Annotated in this window: 27 protein-coding genes; 15 read left to right on the plus strand and 12 right to left on the minus strand. The window is 67.5% G+C overall.

Annotated features, from left to right (window positions below):
- Nucleotides 1-49 precede the first annotated feature (49 nt).
- The 3 genes from ACIPV5_RS07895 (at nucleotide 50) to ACIPV5_RS07905 (ending at nucleotide 2,703) form a co-directional block, all read left to right on the plus strand.
- Complete coding sequence (locus ACIPV5_RS07895) at nucleotides 50-1,093, plus strand: 4-hydroxy-3-methylbut-2-enyl diphosphate reductase (protein ID WP_053099044.1); 1,044 nt, start codon at nucleotides 50-52, stop codon at nucleotides 1,091-1,093.
- Between the two features lie 2 nt (nucleotides 1,094-1,095).
- Nucleotides 1,096-1,887, plus strand: a complete 792-nt coding sequence (locus ACIPV5_RS07900) for an IclR family transcriptional regulator (protein ID WP_053095527.1) — start codon at nucleotides 1,096-1,098, stop codon at nucleotides 1,885-1,887.
- 276 nt (nucleotides 1,888-2,163) lie between these two features.
- On the plus strand, nucleotides 2,164-2,703 hold the full coding sequence (locus ACIPV5_RS07905; protein ID WP_400340647.1) for a DUF6264 family protein: 540 nt from the start codon (nucleotides 2,164-2,166) through the stop codon (nucleotides 2,701-2,703).
- 62 nt (nucleotides 2,704-2,765) lie between these two features.
- On the opposite strand, the gene fbaA is transcribed toward ACIPV5_RS07905, so the two are convergent.
- Nucleotides 2,766-3,794 (minus strand): class II fructose-bisphosphate aldolase, encoded by a 1,029-nt coding sequence (fbaA, locus tag ACIPV5_RS07910; protein WP_053095529.1) that lies wholly within the window; start codon nucleotides 3,792-3,794, stop codon nucleotides 2,766-2,768.
- A gap of 183 nt (nucleotides 3,795-3,977) precedes the next feature.
- On the opposite strand from fbaA, the gene glpX reads away from it, so the two are divergent.
- Nucleotides 3,978-4,964: a class II fructose-bisphosphatase gene (gene glpX / locus ACIPV5_RS07915; RefSeq protein WP_053095530.1), complete on the plus strand. Its 987-nt coding sequence runs from the start codon at nucleotides 3,978-3,980 to the stop codon at nucleotides 4,962-4,964.
- A gap of 170 nt (nucleotides 4,965-5,134) precedes the next feature.
- A complete protein-coding gene (locus ACIPV5_RS07920) occupies nucleotides 5,135-5,431 on the plus strand; it encodes a hypothetical protein (RefSeq protein ID WP_053095531.1) in 297 nt (98 codons plus the stop codon).
- A gap of 2 nt (nucleotides 5,432-5,433) precedes the next feature.
- Here the strand turns inward: ACIPV5_RS07920 and ACIPV5_RS07925 are convergent, their stop codons facing one another.
- The gene (locus tag ACIPV5_RS07925; RefSeq protein WP_400341256.1) at nucleotides 5,434-6,786 is read right to left on the minus strand and encodes a DNA recombination protein RmuC; all 1,353 of its coding nucleotides are present in this window, start codon (nucleotides 6,784-6,786) and stop codon (nucleotides 5,434-5,436) included.
- 44 nt (nucleotides 6,787-6,830) lie between these two features.
- Nucleotides 6,831-7,424, minus strand: coding sequence for an exonuclease domain-containing protein (locus ACIPV5_RS07930; RefSeq protein WP_053095533.1), 594 nt, complete (start codon nucleotides 7,422-7,424; stop codon nucleotides 6,831-6,833).
- A 59-nt stretch (nucleotides 7,425-7,483) separates the two neighbouring features.
- Between ACIPV5_RS07930 and ACIPV5_RS07935 the strand changes: the two genes are divergently transcribed.
- Nucleotides 7,484-8,233, plus strand: coding sequence for a class I SAM-dependent methyltransferase (locus ACIPV5_RS07935; RefSeq protein WP_400340650.1), 750 nt, complete (start codon nucleotides 7,484-7,486; stop codon nucleotides 8,231-8,233).
- 50 nt (nucleotides 8,234-8,283) lie between these two features.
- The gene (gene ychF, locus ACIPV5_RS07940) at nucleotides 8,284-9,357 is read left to right on the plus strand and encodes a redox-regulated ATPase YchF (RefSeq protein WP_056277996.1); all 1,074 of its coding nucleotides are present in this window, start codon (nucleotides 8,284-8,286) and stop codon (nucleotides 9,355-9,357) included.
- Nucleotides 9,358-9,420: 63 nt separating this feature from the next.
- Here the strand turns inward: ychF and ACIPV5_RS07945 are convergent, their stop codons facing one another.
- Both ACIPV5_RS07945 and ACIPV5_RS07950 read right to left on the minus strand, forming a co-directional pair.
- A complete protein-coding gene (locus tag ACIPV5_RS07945; RefSeq protein WP_400340652.1) occupies nucleotides 9,421-9,753 on the minus strand; it encodes a hypothetical protein in 333 nt (110 codons plus the stop codon).
- Nucleotides 9,754-9,859: 106 nt separating this feature from the next.
- Nucleotides 9,860-10,639, minus strand: coding sequence for an alpha/beta fold hydrolase (locus ACIPV5_RS07950; RefSeq protein WP_400340654.1), 780 nt, complete (start codon nucleotides 10,637-10,639; stop codon nucleotides 9,860-9,862).
- An 84-nt stretch (nucleotides 10,640-10,723) separates the two neighbouring features.
- On the opposite strand from ACIPV5_RS07950, the gene ACIPV5_RS07955 reads away from it, so the two are divergent.
- Nucleotides 10,724-12,496 carry a GNAT family N-acetyltransferase gene (locus tag ACIPV5_RS07955; RefSeq protein WP_400340656.1) on the plus strand — a complete coding sequence of 591 codons (1,773 nt, stop codon included), beginning with the start codon at nucleotides 10,724-10,726 and terminating at the stop codon, nucleotides 12,494-12,496.
- A gap of 6 nt (nucleotides 12,497-12,502) precedes the next feature.
- On the opposite strand, the gene ACIPV5_RS07960 is transcribed toward ACIPV5_RS07955, so the two are convergent.
- Complete coding sequence (locus ACIPV5_RS07960; RefSeq protein ID WP_295101968.1) at nucleotides 12,503-13,609, minus strand: N(5)-(carboxyethyl)ornithine synthase; 1,107 nt, start codon at nucleotides 13,607-13,609, stop codon at nucleotides 12,503-12,505.
- Nucleotides 13,610-13,840: 231 nt separating this feature from the next.
- On the opposite strand from ACIPV5_RS07960, the gene ACIPV5_RS07965 reads away from it, so the two are divergent.
- From ACIPV5_RS07965 to ACIPV5_RS07980, 4 genes are read left to right on the plus strand one after another with little or no spacing between them, the layout of a single operon-like run.
- Nucleotides 13,841-14,404 carry an alpha/beta fold hydrolase gene (locus ACIPV5_RS07965; RefSeq protein ID WP_400340658.1) on the plus strand — a complete coding sequence of 188 codons (564 nt, stop codon included), beginning with the start codon at nucleotides 13,841-13,843 and terminating at the stop codon, nucleotides 14,402-14,404.
- Nucleotides 14,405-14,409: 5 nt separating this feature from the next.
- Nucleotides 14,410-14,946, plus strand: a complete 537-nt coding sequence (locus tag ACIPV5_RS07970; RefSeq protein ID WP_187249371.1) for an isochorismatase family protein — start codon at nucleotides 14,410-14,412, stop codon at nucleotides 14,944-14,946.
- A 26-nt stretch (nucleotides 14,947-14,972) separates the two neighbouring features.
- Nucleotides 14,973-15,221, plus strand: coding sequence for a hypothetical protein (locus ACIPV5_RS07975; protein WP_056278008.1), 249 nt, complete (start codon nucleotides 14,973-14,975; stop codon nucleotides 15,219-15,221).
- A gap of 55 nt (nucleotides 15,222-15,276) precedes the next feature.
- A complete protein-coding gene (locus tag ACIPV5_RS07980) occupies nucleotides 15,277-16,941 on the plus strand; it encodes an ABC-F family ATP-binding cassette domain-containing protein (protein WP_400340661.1) in 1,665 nt (554 codons plus the stop codon).
- 3 nt (nucleotides 16,942-16,944) lie between these two features.
- Here ACIPV5_RS07980 and ACIPV5_RS07985 read toward each other — a convergent pair whose 3' ends face one another.
- The 3 genes from ACIPV5_RS07985 to ACIPV5_RS07995 all read right to left on the minus strand — a co-directional run bounded on the left by ACIPV5_RS07985 (nucleotide 16,945) and on the right by ACIPV5_RS07995 (nucleotide 18,327).
- A complete protein-coding gene (locus tag ACIPV5_RS07985; protein ID WP_053099048.1) occupies nucleotides 16,945-17,289 on the minus strand; it encodes a LysR family transcriptional regulator in 345 nt (114 codons plus the stop codon).
- 124 nt (nucleotides 17,290-17,413) lie between these two features.
- The gene (locus tag ACIPV5_RS07990; protein WP_053095543.1) at nucleotides 17,414-17,713 is read right to left on the minus strand and encodes a Fe-S cluster assembly protein HesB; all 300 of its coding nucleotides are present in this window, start codon (nucleotides 17,711-17,713) and stop codon (nucleotides 17,414-17,416) included.
- A gap of 104 nt (nucleotides 17,714-17,817) precedes the next feature.
- The gene (locus tag ACIPV5_RS07995) at nucleotides 17,818-18,327 is read right to left on the minus strand and encodes a GNAT family N-acetyltransferase (RefSeq protein WP_372984305.1); all 510 of its coding nucleotides are present in this window, start codon (nucleotides 18,325-18,327) and stop codon (nucleotides 17,818-17,820) included.
- A 96-nt stretch (nucleotides 18,328-18,423) separates the two neighbouring features.
- Here ACIPV5_RS07995 and ACIPV5_RS08000 point away from each other — a divergent pair, with 96 nt between their 5' ends.
- The gene (locus ACIPV5_RS08000) at nucleotides 18,424-18,978 is read left to right on the plus strand and encodes a Dps family protein (protein ID WP_295101954.1); all 555 of its coding nucleotides are present in this window, start codon (nucleotides 18,424-18,426) and stop codon (nucleotides 18,976-18,978) included.
- 9 nt (nucleotides 18,979-18,987) lie between these two features.
- Here the strand turns inward: ACIPV5_RS08000 and ACIPV5_RS08005 are convergent, their stop codons facing one another.
- Nucleotides 18,988-19,521, minus strand: coding sequence for a DUF6328 family protein (locus tag ACIPV5_RS08005; RefSeq protein WP_400340664.1), 534 nt, complete (start codon nucleotides 19,519-19,521; stop codon nucleotides 18,988-18,990).
- Nucleotides 19,522-19,590: 69 nt separating this feature from the next.
- On the opposite strand from ACIPV5_RS08005, the gene ACIPV5_RS08010 reads away from it, so the two are divergent.
- A complete protein-coding gene (locus tag ACIPV5_RS08010) occupies nucleotides 19,591-19,812 on the plus strand; it encodes a hypothetical protein (RefSeq protein ID WP_053095546.1) in 222 nt (73 codons plus the stop codon).
- A gap of 10 nt (nucleotides 19,813-19,822) precedes the next feature.
- On the opposite strand, the gene ACIPV5_RS08015 is transcribed toward ACIPV5_RS08010, so the two are convergent.
- Entirely contained in the window at nucleotides 19,823-20,404 is a 582-nt protein-coding gene (locus ACIPV5_RS08015; protein ID WP_400340666.1) for a 1-acyl-sn-glycerol-3-phosphate acyltransferase, read from the minus strand.
- 94 nt (nucleotides 20,405-20,498) lie between these two features.
- On the opposite strand from ACIPV5_RS08015, the gene ACIPV5_RS08020 reads away from it, so the two are divergent.
- Nucleotides 20,499-20,642 carry a hypothetical protein gene (locus ACIPV5_RS08020; protein ID WP_400340668.1) on the plus strand — a complete coding sequence of 48 codons (144 nt, stop codon included), beginning with the start codon at nucleotides 20,499-20,501 and terminating at the stop codon, nucleotides 20,640-20,642.
- Nucleotides 20,643-20,668: 26 nt separating this feature from the next.
- Here the strand turns inward: ACIPV5_RS08020 and ACIPV5_RS08025 are convergent, their stop codons facing one another.
- A complete protein-coding gene (locus tag ACIPV5_RS08025) occupies nucleotides 20,669-22,147 on the minus strand; it encodes an MDR family MFS transporter (protein WP_053095548.1) in 1,479 nt (492 codons plus the stop codon).
- Between the last annotated feature and the right edge of the window lie 62 nt (nucleotides 22,148-22,209).

Raw genomic sequence — 22,209 nt, forward strand, 5'->3', positions numbered from 1 at the left:
GTAGAATTCAAGGGTGACCTCGACTGCCGTTCATCTGCCTCTGCCGCGCATCCCCCGAGTACGTGGGGCGGCCGGGCGGCTTCAGGATAACCCGGTCGTCGGGAACAAGCGTGTTCTGCTCGCCGCTCCGCGCGGATACTGCGCCGGCGTCGACCGGGCTGTGGTCGCCGTCGAGAAGGCGCTCGAGCGCTACGGCGCGCCGGTCTACGTGCGCAAGCAGATCGTGCACAACATCCACGTCGTCACCGAGCTCGAGGAGAAGGGCGCGATCTTCGTCGAGGAGGTCGACGAGGTTCCCGAGGGCGCTCACGTCGTCTTCAGTGCGCACGGAGTCTCGCCCGCGGTCGTCGAGGCGGCGTCGGACCGCGGCCTGCACGCCATCGACGCGACCTGCCCGCTGGTCACCAAGGTTCACCGCGAGGCAGTGCGTTTCGCCCGCGACGATTTCGAGATCCTGCTCATCGGCCACGAGGGGCACGAAGAGGTCGAGGGTACCGCGGGAGAGGCTCCCGAGCACGTGACCATCGTGAACTCGCCCGCCGAAGCCGACACCGTGCAGGTGAAGGACCCCTCGAAGGTGGTCTGGCTCTCGCAGACCACGCTCTCGGTCGACGAGACCATGGAGACCGTGAACCGACTGCGGGCCCGGTTCCCCGAGATGCACAATCCGCCGTCCGATGACATCTGCTACGCCACGCAGAACCGCCAGGTCGCCATCAAGAAGGTCGCGGCGAACGCCGACCTCGTGATCGTCGTCGGTTCCTCGAACTCGTCGAATTCGGTGCGCCTCGTCGAGGTCGCGCTCGAATACGGCGCGAAGGCCGCCTATCGCGTGGACTACGCCGAAGAGGTCAAGCAGGAGTGGCTCGACGGCGTTGCGACTGTCGGTGTCACCAGCGGCGCCTCCGTGCCCGAGGTGCTGGTTCGCGAGGTCCTCGACGCACTCGACGGAGCGGGTTACCGCGACGTCGAAGAGGTCAAGACGGCGGAGGAGGACCTCATGTTCTCCCTGCCCAAGGAGCTGCGACAGGATGCCGCGGGTCAGCGAGATGCGCGTGCGCTGGGAGGCCGTTCCTCCAGCGGGAACGCCTGACGGTGGCCGCCACAGAGGCGGCGCCGACGCTGATCGGCTCGGTGCAGCGCGCGCTCCGACTCGTCGACATGGTCGCGAACTCTCCGCGCCCGGTGCCGGTCAAGACTCTCGCCATGCGAACCGGCCTCACCCCGGGCACGACCTACAACCTCGTGCGCACACTGGTGCATGAGGGGTATCTCGTGAGCGAGCCCGACGGTCTGGTCCTCGGCGAGAACTTCCCCGCCTTCCGGCTGCAGTCCGACGCCGGGGGCGTGTTCTTCGCGCATGTCCGCATGGCCCTGCGTCAGACCGCCGACGAGGTGGGTGCTTCCGCATACCTGTCCCGCTATCAGGACGGCGAAGTGCACCTCATCGACATCGTGGATGCCCCGCGCAGTCCTCGGCTCGATCTGTGGGTGGGTCTGGATTCGAGCGCGCATGCCACGGCGCTCGGCAAGCAGATCCTCAGCGATCTGAGCGGAGAGGAGCGTGACGACTATCTCTCGCGGCATCCGCTGGAGGAACTCACGTCTCGCACGATCAGTGACCGGCGTGCGCTGATCGCGGAGCTCGACCGCTCTCCGGGATTCGCCGTGGACCGCGAGGAGTATGCCATCGGCAACACCTGCATCGCCGTTCCCGTGATCGCCCCGAGCGTCAGAGCCTCACTCGCCGTCTCGCTTCCTGTGGGACACCCGCGCTTCGATCGCGGCCTGGTCGGGAAGCTCAAGCTCGTGGCGAGGCGGTTGTCCATGCAGTTGGGGGCGGACGCTCTGGGCGGCGGCGCAGCCCGTCTGGCGACGCCGATCTGACGCAGCACGTGTCGCCCGTCTGATGCTCTTCACTATCTGAAGAAGTGCCTCTGGTGCTCGGGCACGCGCTTTCCTACCATGTGAGGTGTAGTCGTCTGTGCAATCGGCGCTACAGGTGGAGGAATGTCCCCAGCGTTCCTCACCCCACTTGGATGACGAGCGTCCCCAGCGTTCCGAGTCCGCGGCCCCGAGGAGTCCCCACTCCTCCGGGGCCGCCATTCTTTTGACGCCCGCAGTCTGTGAGTCGTGCAGAGACCGGGCGGATACCATGGCCGAATGACCGATCAGCGTCCCCAGTACGGCGAAATCGCGACCCTCGAAGAGCAGCGGAGGGCAGCAGGGCTGCCGCCGCTGGGCGAGGTGCCGGCTGTGGATGTGAGCGGGACCGAGAACGCGCCCGCTCCCGGTGACCGAGTCCCGTCCGCATCGGCAGCGGCTCGTCCGCGTCCCGTCGATCGCTTCGTGACCATCGCACTGCTCGCCTACGGGCTGATCAATGTCGTGATGACAGGACTGTCATACCTCGACTTCTCCACCGCGATGAATCAGATGATGACAGTGCTCGGCGTGGACGGCGAGTTCACCAACTTCGCTGAGGGCCGGATCTGGGGCACCGTCGCGGCGATCGTGCTCGCCGTGGGCTGGTCGCTCACCGCTTTCCTGTCGATCCGACGCCTGCGCGCCGGCAAGCTCTCGTGGTGGGTTCCGCTGGTCGGTGCGGCCGTGACCCTGCTCGTGGCGTCTGTATGCGCCGCGATTCCGCTGATGAACGACCCGGCGTTCATCGACTTCGTCGCCCAGACGGCGGGTGGATGACCCCGTGAAACAGGAGATGCCCCCGGCCGTTCGGTCGGGGGCATCTGCGTTGTCAGGCTGGATCAGCTCTGGGACTGGCCGTACGAGCCGAGCTGGCGCGTGGACTCGACGACGCGAGCGGCCATGGCCGTCTCTGCGATCTTGCCCCAGGCGCGCGGGTCATACTGCTTCTTGTTGCCGACCTCGCCGTCGACCTTGAGCACACCGTCGTAGTTCTTGAACATGTAGTCCGCGATGGCACGCGTGTAGGCGTACTGCGTGTCGGTGTCGATGTTCATCTTGATGACGCCGTTGGCCACCGCGAGGGCGATCTCCTCATCGGTCGAACCAGAACCGCCGTGGAAGACGAGGTCGAGCGGCTTCGCGCCGGTGTTGTACTTCGCGGCGACCTGCTGCTGGATCTCTCCGAGGAGCTCGGGACGCAGCTTCACTCCGCCCGGCTTGTAGACGCCGTGGACGTTGCCGAACGTGAGGGCTGCGATGTAGCGCCCCTGCTCGCCGAGACCGAGCGCCTGTACGGCCTGGTCGACGTCCGCGAACGTCGTGTAGAGGGCATCGTTGGATCCCTCGTGCGCCACACCGTCTTCCTCGCCGCCGACGACGCCGATCTCGACCTCGAGGATGGCGTTGATGTTCTTCATGCGGGGCAGGAGATCCTTGGCGATCTCGATGTTCTCCGCGAGCGGCACGGCCGAGCCGTCCCACATGTGGGACTGGAAGATCGGGTTGCGTCCCGCCTTGACCTCGTCTTCGGAGGCGGAGATCAGCGGCTCGACGAAGCCGGCGAGAGCATCCTTCGGGCAGTGGTCGGTGTGCAGCGCGACGGTGATCGGGTAGTTCTTCGCGACCTCGGTCGCGAAGCGCGCGAAGGCGAGTGCGCCGGTCGCGCGGGCCTTGACCGTGTGGCCGGCGAAGTAGTCGGCGCCGCCGGTGGTGACCTGGATGATTCCGTCGGAACCTGCCTCGGTCAGGCCCTGGAGGACGGAGTTGATGGTCTGCGAGCTCGAGACGTTGAAAGCCGGATACGCGAAGCCGCCGGCCTTCGCGCGGTCGAGCATTTCGGCGTACTGATCCGGGGTGGCGACGGGCATGAGAACTCCTGCGATTTGGGGAAGCCGGGACAGCAGTCACTCTATCGGGGCTGACTGTCGGATGCTGTCGGCGGCGACGGGGCGAGCACGCCCTCCTACCCGTGTGTTAAGAATCGGGATTCCTTCGTCGTCACTCGACCGAAAACTGCCGTTTCAGACGTTCACGCTGGTTAGGCTGACCGCATGGTTAGTCTTACAGCGGATCTCAGCCCCCTTCGTCCGGATCGAAACCTCGCGATGGAGCTGGTGCGGGCCACTGAAGCGGCCGCCATCCGCGCCGTTCCGTTCATCGGTCGTGGCGCGAAGGAGGCGGCGGACGGCGCCGCCGTCGATGCGATGCGTGCCTTCCTCGGGACAGTGGCCTTTCAGGGGCGAGTGGTCATCGGTGAGGGCGAGAAGGACAATGCTCCGATGCTCTTCAACGGCGAAGAGGTCGGCACCGGCAGCGGCCCGGAGTGCGACATCGCGGTCGACCCGATCGATGGCACCTCGCTGACCGCAGCAGGACGTCAGAATGCGCTCTCCGTCATCGCCGTCTCCGATCGCGGATCGATGCTCGACGCGTCCAGCGTCTTCTATATGGACAAGCTCGTCACGGGCCCTGCCGGTGTCGGAGTGGTCGACATCCGCCTGCCGATCGGCGAGAACATCCGCAAGCTCGCGGGGGCTCTCGGCAAGCCGGTGGACGAGATCGTCGTCTCGGTGCTGAACCGTCCGCGTCACGAGCAGCTGATCCAGGAGATCCGGGATGCCGGTGCCGGGACGCGACTCATGAGCGACGGCGACGTCGCCGGCGGGATCAACGCGGCGCGTCACGCGGCCCGAACCGACATGTGCGTCGGGGTGGGCGGCAGCCCCGAGGGAATCGTGACGGCGTGTGCGATCAAGGCTCTCGGCGGTCACATCCAGGGGCGTCTCTGGCCTCGCGACGACGATGAGCGCCAGCGCGGAATCGACGCCGGCCTCGACATGGACAAGGTCTACGAGGCCGACGATCTCGTGCGCGGGGACAACACGATCTTCGTCGCCACCGGCGTCACGGACGGCCAGCTGGTGGCCGGCGTCCGACGCGAGGGCGGCTACATCTACACCGAGAGCGTCGTGCTGCGCGGTGCCTCGGGAACCCTTCGCCGGATCGCCTCGGAGCACCTCGTCTCGAAGTGGCTCTGACTGCCGCGACCTGAGAGCGCGGGTCGGGAACGGGCCCCTCATCGTTACCGACCCGGTACCGCCTGTGCGGTGCTGAGCCGAGCTTTCTCGTGGGTTCGTGTGACAATTGACACTGGATTTGTCGCCGTCGACGGAGCCGCCAGGCACCGCAGGCACAGGAGGGCAGACCGATGACAACGCAGCACACGAATGGTTCCCAGGGCACGCCGACCAAGATCGTGACGACGCCGACCGGCCGGATCATGCGGATCAACGTCGACGAGGCCGGAGTGCCTCTGCCGATCGCGACTCCGGCGGCGCCTGTCGTCAAGACGGCTGTCTCAGATCCCGCTCGACGTGCGGACGTGCTGTTCCGCAAGCGCCTCGACGAGGGGCACGAGATCAGCTCCTGGTGGATGGTCGGAGCTTTCGTCGTGACCAGTGGCCTCGTGATCCTGCTGCTCAGCGGCGTACCGGGCGTCGCCTGATCTCAGCGGCGGGGCTCTTCCGCCTCGACCTGTCGGGATGCCGAATCCGAGTTCGCCGATTCGTCGTCGCTGACCCGGCCGCGAACGTCTCCGACATCGGCCTGGATCGACGTACCCGGCGCAGCGGACGCATCGTCAGCAGCATGGGGGATGCGGAGCTCGGAGCCGATCTCCGCACCGGAGCCGCTCATGAGCTCTGCCGAGGTGAAGCGTCGCGTCTGCGCGGTGATCGCCGGTGGGGCGGAGCCGAGCGTCGACGCGCTGATTCCGGGGAACTGCCTGGCCGTCACGAGCACACGGCTCTCGAGCGAACCCGCGAATCTGTTGTAGCTGTCGACCGTGCGCTCGAGTGCGCGGCGCAGATCGTCGGCGTGCCCCGCGAGGACGCCGAGTCGGTCGTAGAGCTGGGTGCCGAGATTCAGCAGTGCGCGCGCCTCGGTCGACACCTCTTGCTGCGTCCAGCTGTAGGCCACGGTCTTGAGCACGGCCCACAGATTCACCGGGGACGCGAGCGCCACCTTCTTCGTGAATGCGTAGTCCAGCAGCGTCGGGTCTTCGTCGATGGCTGCGGCGAGCAGCGACTCGCTCGGCAGGAAGCAAATGACGAACTCAGGACTGGCGTCGAGGCCCGTCCAGTACGCCTTCTTCGCGAGTGCGTCCACGTGCGCGCGAACGGCCTTCACGTGCTTCTGCATGTGGGAGCGACGCTGTGTCTCATGCGCGTCCCCGATCGGCAGTGCCGATGCCTCGAGGTAGGCATCGAGCGGAACCTTGGCGTCGACCGCGATCGATGTGCCGCCGGCGAGACGGATCACCATGTCGGGCCGTCCCTGACCCCGGTCCGACGAGATGCTGGACTGCAGATCGAAGTCGACGTGTCGGATCAGCCCTGCGGCCTCGACGACCCGTCGCAGCTGCGTCTCACCCCAGACCCCTCGTGTGGCTGTCGAGCGCAGTGCTCCGGCGAGCGACTCGGTCGTCGAGCGCAACGCCTCGTCGGACTCCTGCGCGCGCCTGAGCTGCTCCGCGAGCGATCCGAACTGCGCATGACGCTCCTGCTCGATCGCCGAGACCTTCTGCTGCATCTGCTGGAGACTCTCGCGCACGGGAGCGAGAGCGGTGAGCACCGCATTCTGCTGCTGCACCCGCTGCGCCTCGGCGCGCTGCTCGAGCCTCGCGTGCTCGACGGCATCCCGATACAGGTCGTACTGTCGGTCGCGATCGTCTCGAGCTGCGGCGAGCTCGGCCTCGGCGCGAGCGAGGTCTGCTGCTCCGCGCGATCCGCGGAGGAACCACCCCACGGCGGCGCCGGCCGCGAGCGCGACCAGGAGAAGAACGAGCGTGAGAGCATCCATGTGCTCCATGATGCGCTCGGCCACGGACATTCGTCCGGTGCGACTCAGGCGACCGCGCGCTCCGGGGTGGCGAGGACCGGCTCGGTCACTCGCAGCGACAAGGCATCCGCCAGGGAGAAGACGTCGGACGCGCCGTGTCGGCGAGCGGCGTCGATGATGATGTGGGCGCACGCGAGCGCGTCCGCAAGCGCGTCATGGTGCGAGAAGCCGGTGAAGCCCGCAGCCTCTGCGGCCTTCGGGAGTCGGTACGACTCGAGGTCGTAGGTCTTGCGAGCCACCTGCAGGCTGCACAGCGAGCGATACGGTGGGCAGTCGCCGCCGGTGGCCTCGGACGCCCGGCGGAGCACGTTGAGGTCGAAGCCCGCGTTGTGCGCCACGAGCACGTCGGCGCCGGCGAAGGCGCACAGGCGGTCGAACTGATCGGCCCAGGTGGCCGCGTCGATCACGTCGTGGGCGCGGATGCCGTGGATCTTGGTGTTCCACTCCTGGAACTCGTCGTGACCGGCGGGCGGGCGGATCAACCATCCGGCGGTGGCGACGATCCTGCCGTCGCGCACCCGTACGAGGCCGACGGAGCAGGCCGAGGCGGGGCTGGAGTTCGCCGTCTCGAAGTCGATTGCGGTGAAATCCAGTGGCACATCCCCACTCTCTCCCGGCATCCGAGACGCTCCAGGATGACGCGCCGTAGGCTGGCGACATGAGTACCGACCGAGCGACATCCTTCGGCGCCGAGGCCGCGAACTACGAGGCGGGAAGACCCGAGTATCCCTTCGAGGCCGTGTCGTGGATGCTCGATCCGATGCCTCACGGCTCCCGTCGCATCGCCGACGTGGGCGCGGGCACCGGAAAGCTCACACGTGTGCTCGCGCAGGCCCCGGATGCCGAGGTCGTCGCCGTGGATCCGGACGCCGCCATGCTCGCGACACTGCGGCGGAGCGTTCCCGGTGTTCCGACTTTCCAGGGAACAGCCGAACGGATGCCGCTGCCCGACGCCAGCCTCGACGCCGCCGTGCTGGGTCAGGCCTGGCACTGGGTCGAGCCGTCTGCGGCGTCCCTCGAACTCGGACGAGTCGTCCGCACCGGGGGAGTGCTGGGGCTGATCTGGAACATCCGCGACGAACGCGCGGACTGGGTGCGCCGTCTCACTGACATCATGCACAGCAGTCCGGCGGAGGACATGGTCAACGGACCCGGCTCCGACGGCCCGCGCATCGAGGCCCCCTTCACAGGGATCGAGAAGCAGCAGTGGGGGTGGACCCGGGCGATGAGCCGGACGCAGCTGCATCAGATGGCGCGCTCGCGCAGCTACCTGATCGCGGCGTCGGACGACGAACGCTCAGAGATCACCCGGCAGATGGACGAGCTGTTCGACGAGCTCGGACTCGACGGTGAGGGGACGATCGACCTGCCCTACGTGACGCACGCATTCCGCGCCGTGCGAGCCTGACGCGGACACCCGCAGGGGCTGCGCACCTGCGACCGGTAGACTCGACCCCCGTGGCTCTCACTATCGGAATCGTCGGCCTGCCCAATGTCGGCAAGTCCACCCTCTTCAACGCTCTGACCAAGAACGACGTGCTCGCGGCGAACTATCCGTTCGCGACGATCGAGCCGAACGTCGGGGTGGTGAACCTGCCCGATCCTCGACTCGACAAGCTCGCCGAGATCTTCGGCAGCGAGCGCATCCTGCCCGCCGCGGTGTCGTTCGTCGACATCGCCGGCATCGTGCGCGGCGCGAGCGAGGGAGAGGGACTCGGCAACAAGTTCCTCGCGAACATCCGCGAGGCGGATGCCATCGCCCAGGTCGTGCGCGGGTTCGCAGATGACGATGTCGTGCACGTGGACGGTGCGGTCAATCCGGCATCCGACATGGAGACCATCAACGCCGAGCTCATGCTGGCCGACCTCGAGACCGTCGACAAGGCGATCACGCGGTACGAGAAGGAGGTCCGCGGCAAGAAGATCGAGCCCGTCGTCCTCGAGACCGCCAACGCGGCGAAGGATGCGCTCGAGCGCGGTGTGCTGCTGTCCGTCGCGGGCATCGATCTGACGCCGATCCGCGAGCTCGGACTCCTCACCGCCAAGCCGGTCATCTTCGTCTTCAACGTCGACGAGGGCGTGCTCACCGACGACGCCCGCAAGGCGGAGCTCGCCGCGCTGGTCGCCCCGGCGAAGGCCATCTTCCTCGACGCCAAGATCGAGTCCGAGCTGATCGACCTCGACCCCGAGGATGCCGCAGAGCTGCTCGCGTCGACCGGGCAGGACGAGTCCGGTCTCGACCAGCTCGCCCGCATCGGGTTCGACACTCTGGGTCTGCAGACCTACCTCACGGCTGGCCCGAAAGAGGCGCGCGCGTGGACGATCCCCAAGGGATCCAAGGCGCCGCAGGCCGCCGGAGTCATCCACACCGACTTCGAGAAGGGCTTCATCAAGGCTGAGATCGTCTCGTTCGACGACCTCGTCGAGACCGGGTCCGTCGTCGAAGCCCGCTCCAAGGGCAAGGCGCGCCTCGAGGGCAAGGACTACGTCATGCAGGACGGCGACGTCGTGGAGTTCCGTTTCAACAACTGAGCGAGGTTCTGCCCGAGTGCTGAGGAGATCGGCACCGGCGCCTACGAAGCCGCGGGGTGCGAATCAGATCTCGTCGCTACGTCGAGCACGCACGGTCCAGCCGACCTGCGTCAGTGCCTCCGTGAGGCGGTCGGCGGCAGCGCTCGCGACGTCGACGCTTGCGTCAGAGCAGACGTCGATGGCGATCGGCGGCGGATCGGCGAAACGTGGGATCTGCACCTCTGCCCAGGCCTCGGGCGACAGCGGTACCCGAGGGGACGCGGTGCGGGCGTCTCGGATGGCGCTGTCGGCCGCGAAAGCGATGACGTCCAGCGCATGGAGCTTGGTGATCGGCATGTCCACCACGAGGGTGACGGCGAAAGTCGCGTCTGCGGTATCCCCGAATTCTGGCCTCACCGCATGAAGATATCACTGCGCGGTCGGTGCGGATACGAGCGTGACAGCGACGGGCGATGATCGCCATGCCGTGGAGTCGCGAGCGAACTCGGCGCGCACAGCCGGTCTAGCTGCGACGCTCGACATCCTGACTCAAGAGCTCGGGCCAGGCTTCGACATCTTCAGGAGTGCGGGCGACCGCCAGGGTCGCGTGCGGGAGCAGCTCGGCGAGGGATTCTGCGGTCGACAGCGGGTGGCCGGGGTCGTCCACCCAGGCCAATATCGTCGTCGGCACATCGATCCCTGCGACCATCTCAGGGGCGGGCAGGTCGCTGAGCGCTGCACCGCGAAGCAACGACGGCAGAAGGGCATCGGCGACGTCGGGCCATGTCTCCGGGGCCGAGACGGTGGCCGGGGGTGGCGTCGATCCGCGCGTGCCGGCGAGGAACGCCTCCACACCATCGGCTTCGATCAGCGCAGCCGCGGCTCGGTAGATATCCGCTTGAGCGGGTCTGGTCTTCCACCCGGTGGGCGGCACCATGAGTGTGAGTCCCGTGAAGCGGTCCGGCTCGAGCGACGCAGCGTGCAGAAGGGTCGCGGCACCCATCGAGGGGCCGACCCCGTGGACGCGCTCGCCGGGGAACCAATGATCGAGCAACCGCAGAAGATCATCCGCCAGGTTCGGCCAGCGATAGTCGTCGGCAACCTTCCGCCCGGTCGAACGGCCATGGCCGCGTGCGTCGTACCGCAGGAGTCGAGTTCCGCTCAGTCCGCGACCGAGGTCGAGATTGAGCACCCGGTCGCGGGCCTGGCTCGACGTGAGGCCATGCAGCTGGACAACGGGGTGCCCGCCTTCATCGCTCAGGGCGACAGCCAGCTCGGCTCCGGGTACCTCGAAGGTGGGCATCAGGCTCCTCGATCGATGACTGAGCGAGTCTGCTCGGGCAGTCGTGTTGAGTGATCAGGTTATCCGGACGATATGGTGCTACCCATGCGACTGACCAACGTCACGCACCTCCGCCTCCCCTTCGGACGGCTCTGGGGGTACGACGTCAGCGCGTCCGCGCTCGGACGACCCCTGCCCGTGTCGTTCGACCAGCGACTGCATGTCGGGGCGGGTGACCGACCCGGCTCCTGGATGGCTCTGTCGTTCCGGTTGCCCGCACAGACCGATCGTGAATCGATCGCGGATGCGTGGCTGGCTGTCGTCGCTCGACATGGCACGCTGCGATCGGCCTTCGCACGTGGTGCGGACGGCGATCCGACGCTTCACGAGATCGAGATCAGCCCCGGAAGCTGGGTCGAGCATCAGGTGGGCCCTGGTCAGGCGGTCAATGACGCGCTGCGCGACATCCTCGACGCGGAGTGCTCCCCGTACGGACGTCCGTCCCATCGGCTGTGCGTGCTGGAGACCGCTGCGGGGCTCACGGTCGTGATCGCGGCGGACCACGCGCACGTCGACATGTGGTCGATGCTCGTGATCGTGCGCGATCTGCTGTCCGCGCTGGACGCGGGCAAGACGGGCGCGAAGCCGATGTCGACGCCGAGGTCGGCGCCGGCGTTCGTCGAACACACGCAGGCGTTGCTGGACAAGGACCCTGCACCGGACCACGTGCGGCGCCGATGGGAAGCGATCATCGCGGACAGCGGCGGGGTGATGCCGCAGTTCCCTCTATCTCTCGGCGCACCCGAGCCGCATCGCGAGCGCGTGGAAGTGCGCGATGTCTTCGATGTCGACGACGCCGCGGCATTCGCCGCGCAGGCCCGTGACGATGGCGTCTCCACGCTCGCATCTGCGGTCGTCGCGATGACCGCGGTGACGCGCGAAGTCGCGGGTACTGCGCTGCGAGCCGTGTTTCCCGTGCACAGTCGCTTCGAGGACGACTGGCATGACTCAGTCGGCTGGTTCATCACGAATTCCGTCCTCGAATCGGAGCTCGCCGAACCGCACGCCGCAGCAGCGGCCGTCAAGGAAGCAGTACAACTCGGTGCGTGGCCGCTCGCAGATGTGCTCGCACCGTGGGGTGGGATGCCGGTGGCTCCAGGGATGTTCGCGATCTCGTGGCTGGATCTGCGCAGGCTGCCCGTGCGGATCGACTCCGTCGGGCTCGACGCCCAGTACGTCAGCGCGGCAACCGACACCGACGGCGTCATGCTGTGGTTCATCCTGGACGAGTCCGGTCTGCACCTGAGATGCCGCTATCCCGACACCGCAGAGGCTCGCACCAATGTCGGCGGATGGCTCGACCTGCTCGTAGCCAGGATGCAGGCCGACGCGCGGTCCTCAGTGCGGGGACGACTGCAGGTGGCGGGCCGAACCTTCCGTGTCGAGCGGGCGACTCGGGATGACATCGAGGCGATCGCAGCGCTGCTGTCGGACGATCGATTCGGTGCAGACCGTGAGAGTGTCGAACTCGACCGATACGAGGCGGGTTTCCGCGCCGTCATCCGCGACGCATCCAACTACCTGGGGGTCGTCCGGGACAGCGCCGACCGCATCGTCGCCACCATGCAGTTGACCGTCATCCCGGGGCTCTCTCGCGGCGGGTCGACCCGACTGCAGATCGAGGGACTGCGTGTCGCGACGGCGGAGCGATCACGGGGCCTGGGCGCGGCGATGCTGGAGTGGGCGCACGAGTTCGGTCGTGCGCGGGGGGCGACGCTGTCACAGATCACCACAGACGAGGCTCGGGATCGCACCCGCGCGTTCTACACCCGGCTCGGCTACCAGACGGCCCACGTCGGGCTCAAACGGAACATCTAGCGCGCGTCACACCGCCAGGGCGTGCGGGTAATCCGTCGATCGTCCCTGGAAGCTCAGGATGCTCGGGTTCTGGATCATTCCGTCGCGGATCTCGATCGCGCGTGTGAGCGTCGAGCTCTCGGCCCACGCGTCGGGGCCTTCGAGCACAGTGCGGAGGAAAGGCAGGAGAGCTTCGCTGATGTCCCACGTGGCCGAGTTCCAGAGATACGACGGGCTGTGGTCGACGGCGTAGTAGTTCACGCCCTGACCCACCGTGAACATCGGCTCGTCGAAGGTCGTCGGGCTCGCCCACTCGAAGCCCATGCCCTCGTCGCACGACACATCGATGATCAGGCTGCCCGAGGCGAAACGGGACAGGTCCTCGGTGCGCAGATACGTCAACGGCGCCGCGACATCCTGCAGGGTGCAGTTCACGACGATGTCGTACGTCGCCAGGAAGTCGGGGAGCAGCACGGAGCCGTCCTCCGTCTCGACCTCGCTGAGGTGCGTGGGTCCGTCGTCGGTGTTCAGCTGAGTGAGGTGCGAATTGTGGATGGGGGAGCCCACGGCGGCCGCCCCGCGCTGAGTGAGGACTTCGATGTCGTGCACCCCGTGAGCATTCAATGCCGTCACCGCGCCGCGTGCCGTCGCCCCGAAGCCGATGACGACTGCGCGCAGGCGCGGGCCGTAGTCCCCGGTCGAGCCGACGAGGCTCATCGCATGGATGACCGAGCAGTAGCCGGCCAGCTCGTTGTTCTTGTGGAAGACGTGCAGGCTCATGTCTCCCTGCGGGGTCCAGTGGTTCATGGCCTCGAAGGCGATCAGCGTGAGACGGCTGTCGATCGCGGTCTGCGTGAGAGCGACGTCCTGCACGCAGTGCGGCCAGCCCCACAGGATGCCGCCAGCGCTGATCTCGGCGACATCCGCGAGCTGCGGCTTGGGCAGCAGCAGCACGTCAGCGGAGGCGAGCACGTCAGACCGCGCGGCGACCCGGCCCACGCGGGACTCCACATAGCCGGGCTCCAGCTGGAAGTCGGCGCCGTACCCGTGCTCGACGATCATGCGAGCGCGCACATCCGCGTCGATGCGGTCGAGATGGCGGGGATGGATCGGGAGGCGCCGTTCGTTCTCCATCGAGGAGTTCGCCAGCAGGCCGAGGGTCAGAAGCTCCGGGCCGGAGGTCTGGGTATGGACGGACGAGCGTGTCGTGTCTGACAACGGGTTCCCATCTTCGGGGAACCAGAGTCAGCTCCTGGCCTGACTCTACGCCCCTGCGCGCCTGAGGTGGGCGGGGCGGATCTCCGCCGACGGGCTCGACTACGCTGGAAAGCGATCCCTGACATCCGAACGAGGAGCCGCGCGCCCATGACCGATACCCAGATCTTCGAGCCAGAGGGCCGCGCGATCCCCTTCGTGGATGAGGGAGACGGTCCGGTCAAGCTTGTTCTGATCCAGGAGAAGGGACTCGCCGCGGACGTGCTGGGCGTCGCCGCGCACTATCTCGCCGAAGAGGCGGGTTTCCATGTGCTGCGGATCGGCCACCGCGCGGCATCCGATGCCTCGCTCGACGAGCGCGTCGACGACGTCATCGACGTGATCGATCACGTCGGAATCGAGGACACCTGGGTCGGCGGTCATGGCTTCGGTGGGACGATCGCACGCGCCCTCGTGGCAGCGCACAGCGACCGGGCCAACGGTCTGCTGCTGCTCGGCGTCGAGGACGTCGACATCGCCGTCGCACCGGCGATCCCCGTGCTGATCGTGCAGGGAACCGAAGACACCGACACCCCCGCCGCCACTGCCGAGGCGTTGCAGGCCACGATGCCCGACCGTTCCAGCATCAAGACGATCGCCGGCGACCACCTGTTCCCGATGCACCACCCGATCGAGACCGGCGTGATCATCGAGGAATACCTGGACTGGGACTGACTCGGATGCCATCATCTGGCCGCACTGTCGTCCTCGCGATCGACCTGCAGGCCGGCGTGATGCCGGGATGCTTCGACGAGCACAGTGTGCTCGCGCGTGCCGCAAGCCTCGTCGAGCGCGCTCGCGACGGTGGGGTTCCCGTGGTCTGGGTCCACCACGACCCCGTCGGAGTGGGCACACCCGAGTGGGAGCTCGCCGCGCCGCTGCGGCGGGACGAAGGAGAGCCGTTGGTTCGCAAGAGCTACCGCGACTCCTTCGCCGACACGAACCTGCGCGAGACCCTGGACGCCCTCGGCGCGACACGACTGGTGATCACCGGCGCGCAGTCCGACTTCTGCGTACGCACCACGATGCAGCGCGCGGCGGCGGAAGGCTATGACGTGACCCTCGTGAGTGACGCGCACACGACGGTCGACACGGAGTGGGACGGCGTGCCGATCTCAGGTGAGCAGATCGTCGCGCACACGAACATGTACTTCTCGGGACTGCGGTATCCCGGGCAGGAGTTCGCGATCGCGACGCATGATCAGGTCGCGCTCTGACGAGAGTCGCGCCCTATATTGATCTCGTGACCCAGTATGCAGCTCAGGCCAAGACGAACCTGCTCGCCCTGGTGGGCTTCATCGCCGCGTTCGTGATCCCTCTCGCGGGTGTGATCCTGTCGATCTTCGCGCGCCGACAGCTGGACGCTCCCGGGAACACCGAGTCCGGCCGGGGCCTCGCTCGGTGGGCGATGGTGATCGGCATCCTCGGCACGCTCGCTCAGGTCGCCTTCTTCATCCTCTGGTTCTCGCTCTTCTTCCGCGCCGTGGCCTGACGGTCACCGGGCCGGGGCGGGCGTGGACCAGCCGTGAGCCTGACAGACTGGTCTGATGACCGCCACCCTCGTCGCCCAGAACCTGGCAGGCGGCTACGGCCACCGCATCCTCTTCGAGGGCCTCGACCTGACCGTCGCTCCCGGCGACGTCATCGGCGTGGTAGGCGCGAACGGCGCGGGGAAATCGACTCTGCTCCGCCTGCTCGCCGGTGTGGATGCGCCGATGGGTGGGTCGATCTCGCTCGCGCCCACCGACGCTTTCGTCGGCTGGCTGCCTCAGGAGCATGAGCGCGTCGACGGCGAGACGGTGGCGGGATACATCGCGCGCCGCACGGGCTGCGCGACGGCGACGAGTGAGATGGATGCCGCTGCAGCGGCGCTCGGCGATCCCACGCTCGCCCCGGCGGGCACGGACCCCGCCGACACCTATTCTCAGGCGCTCGATCGGTGGCTCGCGAGCGGTGCCGCCGATCTCGAGGAGCGCATCCCTGCGGTGCTCGCCGACCTCGGACTCCCGAGCACGAGCGGCGTCGCGGAGGACGCGCTCATGACCGGCCTGTCCGGCGGCCAGGCGGCTCGCGTCGGACTCGCCGCACTGCTGCTGTCGCGGTTCGACATCGTCTTCCTCGACGAGCCGACCAACGACCTCGACCTCGATGGGCTGGAGCGCCTCGAGGCGTTCGTACGCGGTCTCCGCGGCGGCGTCGTTCTCGTCAGCCACGACCGCGAGTTCCTGGCTCGCAGTGTCACCCGCGTGCTCGAACTCGATCTCGCCCAGGGATCGAATCGTCTCTACGGGGGCGGCTACGACGCCTACATCGAGGAACGCGCCGTCGTGCGTCGGCACCTGCGGGAGAAGTACGACGAGTTCGCCGACAAGAAGGCGGACCTCGTCGCGCGGGCGCGCACCCAGCGAGAATGGTCGAGCCAGGGCGTCCGGAACGCGATGAAGAAGGCTCCGGACAACGACAAGATCAGGCGCAAGGCATCGACGGAGTCGAGCGAGAAGCAGGCGCAGAAGGTGCGTCAGATGGAAAGCCGGATCGCCCGCCTCGACGAGGTCGAGGAGCCGCGCAAGGAATGGCAGCTGGAGTTCACGATCGGCTCGGCGCCCCGATCGAGCAGCGTGGTCTCGACACTCAACGGGGCGGTCTTCCAGCAGGGCGCGTTCACGCTGGGGCCGCTGTCGCTGCAGGTGGACGTCGGCGACCGCATCGGAATCACCGGTCCCAACGGCGCCGGCAAGTCGACACTGCTCCGTGGGCTCCTCGGACGACAGCAACCCGTCGAGGGGACCGCGGCGCTCGGGAGCAGCGTGCAGATCGGCGAGATCGACCAGGCTCGGTCGCTGCTGATCGGCGATTCTGCGCTCGCCGATGCGTTCGAGGCTCTCGTGCCCGAGATGTCGTCGGCCGAGGTGCGCACTCTGCTGGCGAAGTTCGGTCTGAGGGCAGACCACGTCACGCGTTCCGTCGAAGCCCTGTCACCGGGTGAACGCACGCGGGCGTCACTGGCGCTGCTGCAGGCGCGGGGAGTCAATCTGCTCGTCCTCGACGAGCCGACCAACCACCTCGACCTGCCGGCGATCGAACAGCTCGAGCAGGCGCTCCAGTCGTACACCGGAACTCTGCTGCTGGTCACGCACGACCGACGGATGCTGGAGGCTGTCCAGACCGATCGGCGGTGGTCCGTCGAGAGCGGCCAGGTCACCGAACGCTGAGGCTCAGCGACCCTGACGCTTCTTGTAGGGCTTCGGCTGACCCTTCACGATGGGCGCGCGACCTTTGCCCTTGGACGCCTTGGCCTTGCCGCCCGCCGGGCCCGCCGTCTTCGGCGCGGGCGGGGGAGCGGCGGCCACGGTCGCCTGCGCTTCAGCGAGGAACAGCTCTCCCACGTTCGTGAGTCGCGGCGTCCCTTCGCGATTGATCAGCGTGTGTCCGACCTCGTCCTCGAGCTTGTCGAGAGAGGTGTACAGGGAGGCCAGGGGAATGCCCAGCTGGGAAGCGGCTCGGGGGAAGTGCAGCGTCTCAGCGAGGACGACGTAGCGACGGAGCAATGCCAGCTTCATGCGGGGGAACGGTCCTTCTGGATCCGCGACGATCACGGGTCTCCGTCTAACCTACGCGAGGCGGATGCGCGGCAGTCCCAGATGCCGCGGCTCGATGAGCCGCGGCATCCGGTGGCGGATCTCCTCAGGAGACCTGCGGAAGCACGGCGAAGGACACGGATCCCTCGTCATCGACGCCGGCGTCGAGCACCTTGTCATCGAGCGCGGCTGCGGCGGTCTCATCGAGGAAGAGTCGGGTGCCCGACACCTCGACGACCTGGTCGTCGGGTTCCGGGTCCGGCGTCACGAGGACGGCGAGGCGCGCACCCCCATCCGGTCCAGGGGCGGGCGTGGAGTGGATGCGAAGCCCGGCGTCGTCAGCGTCGGTCTGACGGCTGACGAGGGTGTTCACGATTGCGGTGGCGTTATCGGTGAGGGTGAGCACAAGACTCTCCTTCCGGTTGCGGTCACGACGCGGGTGCGGCGTGACGGGCCACGATTCCGCACTCGGCGGGACGATTCAACCCGACGCGCCCGTTCAGAGGGGTCTCACACCTGATGCAGAGGTTTTCTCAGGAACACCTGCTCGGTTCCGTCGCCCTGCGGCACGCGCTCGGCCTCCTCGTATCCGCATGACTCGTACAGGCGGATGTTGGCCTCGCTCAGACTGCCGGTGAAGAGCTCGGCCACATCCGCGCTCGACGCGCGTTCCGCCGCGTCGAGCAGCGTGCGCCCGATGCCCTCTCCCTGCATGTCGGGCGCGATCGCGATCCTGCCGATCAGTAGCACGCCGTCGTCCTCGACGAACCGGATGACCCCGACCAGCCGTCCGTCCTTCCGCGCCGCGAGGCCGCTGCTGGAACGCAGCTCGGCCTCCACTTCGGGGAGCGTCTGGGTCAGCGGGGGCATATCGGCGCTGCCGTAGATCTGCGCCTCCGACACGAACGCCGCGCGCTGCAGGGTGAGCACCTCACCCGCATCCGACTCCGAGGTCGGGCCGATCACCACATCCGATGCGTGGTCGTCGATCTCGGTCTGTGCTCTCTCTGATTTCGTCACTGCGCCACGATCTGATGAGACCGGGGGGACTGTCAACCCCCTCGATACGGGTCGCGAGCGGAGCTAGTCTCGCAGTTTCCAACCCCAGGAGGACTCATGGCTGAGAAGAGCACGTCCAAGAGCGCGTCCAAGACCGGCACCGCATCCAAGCGCGGAGCGAAGACGACGAGAAGGCAGAACGCCGAGAAGGGATTCGCGGCGTCGCCCACCCTCGCCGCGAACCTGCAGCTCGTGCTGGTCGACCTGATCGAGCTCTCACTGCAGGGCAAGCAGGCTCACTGGAACGTCGTCGGACGCAACTTCCGCGACACCCACCGTCAGCTCGACGAGATCATCGACGCCGCGCGCACGTTCAGCGACACGGTCGCCGAGCGGATGCGGGCACTGCACGCGGTGCCCGACGGACGCACGGACACGATCGCGGAATCGACCTCTCTTCCCGCGTTCCCGATGGGCGAGGTCTCGACGACCGACACGATCGACCTCATCACCGCGCGCCTCGAGGCGACGATCGGGACGATCCGCGACGTGCACGATGCCGTCGACGAGGAAGACCCCACGTCGGCCGACATCCTGCACGCGGTGCTCGAGAGCCTGGAGCAGTTCGCGTGGATGGTGAGTGCCGAGAACCGCACTCCCGCGACCAGCTGAGCTGACGTCTCACTCTCGTTCGTCCTCCCGCGTACGGTCGGCCTCTCGCCGGACCAGGCGCGGGAGGACGAGCCAGAGAAGGAGGACGGCGACCAGTGAGGAGACGAGCGCGATGAGCCCGGCGGCGCGATCGACGGTGAAGTCGATGATGAGGGTGGTCACACCGATCGTCAGTGCGGAGATCGCCACGAGGTCGATCTTCACGATCCGAGCGGCCACCCGGACGAGTTCGGGTTTGCGGCGGCGACCGAACAGCGCCCTGTGCATGCCCACCGGCGCGAGCGCCAGGATCGTCGCCAGCGCGGCGAGTGCCACCAGCACCACGTACAGATCCCTCTGGACCTCGTCCATGTCCTCGAAGCGGGGAGTGAAGGCGACGGCCAGCAGGAATCCGGTGAGGATCTGCGTACCGGTCTGCATGACTCGCAGCTCCTGCAGGAGTTCCTCCCAGTTGCGGTCGGCGCGCTCGTTCCGAGTCTCGTCGCGTCCGTCTCGTCGGTCGTCGAGCTCGCTCGACGGTGCAGATCGGTGGTCGGGTTTCATGGAGTCAGTTTTGCGGCACCGCTCGGAGTCTGTCCAGACTCTTGCGCAGATGCACTCGAGGAGCAGGGGATGACGCTTCCACCGATCCGCGAGTGGTGGCCCGGGCTGTCGCTCGAGGCGCGAGTCGAGGTGCTCGGAGACACCGCGCCGCACCTCGGCGAGCGGACGCGGGATGAGATCAGGACGATCACCGGGGCTGTGGTCGGCATGGCCGAGACGCTGTCCGACGACGATCTGGAGTACGCCCGTTCCGAGGCCCGGTCGGAGATCGAGCAGGAGGACTCGGCTTGAAACGGCGTTGTCAGCTGTCGCCGTTCGCGTGCTCCTCGCGCAGCCGCGGAACGGTGCGGCGTTCGGGACGGAGACCGGCCTTGTCTGCGTAGAACGCGCGGATCCTGTCCATGTCGGCGGCGACGTCCCCCGTCAGCTCGATCGTGGGGCCGAGTCCGGTGGTCATCGTGGTGCGGTCGACGAAACCGAGAGTCACCGGCATCCCGGTCTCTCGTGCGATCCGATAGAAGCCGGACTTCCAGTACTCGTTGCCCCCGCGAGTGCCGTCGGGCGTGATCACGAGGCCGAAGACGCCGCCGGAATGGACCTGCGCCACGACGTCGTTGACGACCCGCGCCGGGTCGGCGCGGTCGACGGCGATGCCGCCGAGACGACGCATGATCGGACCCCGCCACCCGCGGAACAGGCTGTTCTTGCCCAGCCAGTGCACCTCGATGCCCAGTCTCCACGCGATCGCCAGCATGAGCACGAAGTCCCAGTTGGACGTGTGCGGCGCACCGATGAGGATGGTGGGTCTCTGAGGAGTGGCCTCGGCGGAGAGGGTCCAGCGGCTGACTGCCCAGAAGAAGCGGGCGAGGAGTCGTTTGAGCACTCGTCCACCGTAGGGCAGAACGTCTGATGATCAGCCGCCCCGGCCGCCGCCGCATTTCCGCGCCATGCCGTCGCCACAGGCGTACGATCGAATGATGGCCAAGACACAGGACTCCGCCGAGCAGGACGCACCGACCGTGCTTCAGCCGCTGACCGGAACTCCGAACCTGCTTGATGACGACGCCGCCGGGTACTGCAGCGGCGGCGTCTGCCACCTCCCTGCGCCGAAGACGCAGTAGCAGGAGACGCCGCCGCAGCGGGACGATCAGTGTCCGCCGTGCGCTCCGCCGGAGACGTCGTCAGCGGGCTTGCGGACGAAGGGGCTCAGCGCCACCGCAGCCAGCGAGATGATCGCGGCGATGAGGAATGCCATGCGGGCACCCGGCGCACCGGCGACCGCCGTGGGGAGCCCTTCGGCTTCTCCGGCGTGCAGGATGGCGGAGTACGTCACCGTCAGCACCGCCACGCCCGCCGCGCCACCGACCTGCTGGAGGGTGTTCAGCACAGCGGAGCCGTGTGAGTACAGCGAACGCTGCAGCGACCCGAGCGACGCGGAGAACAACGGCGTGAACGACATCGCGAGTCCGACCGACATGGCCGCCTGCACGATGATGAGGACCCACCACACGGTGTGCTCGCCGACGGTCGAGTAGTAGAACAGCGCGGCCGACACGAGGATCGTTCCGGGGATCAGCAGCGGGCGAGTGCCGCGTGCGTCGTACACCCGACCCATGATGGGGCCGAGCAGACCCATCAGCACCGAACCGGGAAGCAGGATGAGACCGGACTCGAGGGCGTTGAGGCCGGCGACGTTCTGCAGGTACTGCGGCAGAAGGGTCAGCGTCCCGAACATCGACAGCGCGAGGATCGTCATGATGACGACCGAGAATGTGAAGTTCGCCGAGCGGAACACGCGCAGGTCGAGCAGTGCGTCGTCGACCCGCTGCAGCACCAGCTGGCGCCACACGAACAGCGCGAGTGCGACGGCACCCACGACGAGAGCGACGACACCGGCGGTCTCGCCGGATCCGCCTTCGCCGCCGAACTGGCTGAGACCGAAGACGATGCCGCCGAATCCGAGAGCGGCGAGCGGGATGGAGACGACATCGAGGGGGACCACGCGGGTCTCACCCAGGTTGGTCATCCACTTGACGCCGATGAGCAGCGAGACGAGCGCGATGGGCAGGATGATCGCGAACAGCGCACGCCAGTGGAGCGTCTCGAGGACCGCACCGGCGAGCGTCGGTCCGATCGCGGGAGCGAGCGAGATGACGAGTCCGACGCGCCCCATCATGCGTCCGCGCGACTGGGCGGGGACGACGTTCATGATGGTGGTCATGAGGAGCGGCATCATGATGCCCGTGCCGGCGGCCTGGATGACGCGGCCGGCGAGGAGGATCTCGAATCCGGGCGCCACGAGGGCGACCAGGGTTCCGAGCGAGAACGAGATCATCGCGGCGATGAAGACCTGACGGGTCGTGAAGCGCTGCAGGATGAACCCGGTCGTCGGGATGACGACCGCCATGGTGAGCATGAATGCGCTCGTCAGCCACTGGCCGAGCTCGGGCGGGATGCCCAGATCGACGTTCAGATGGGGGATCGCGATGCCCATCGTGGTCTCGTTGAGGATCGCGACGAACGCGGCGACGAGCAGGAGCCAGATCACGCGCATGTCGCTGCGGGCGATCTCGCCGCTGCGCGCGGGAGGGGGCGTGGTGATCGACCCGGTGTCGACGGCAGACATACGGCCTCCAAGGCACTGAAGAGAGGGGGAGATCGCGCGAGTGCGCGGGGACCACTCAGCGT

This window comes from Microbacterium sp. NPDC090014 (assembly GCF_044748285.1).
In the GTDB taxonomy this organism is placed as follows: domain Bacteria; phylum Actinomycetota; class Actinomycetes; order Actinomycetales; family Microbacteriaceae; genus Microbacterium.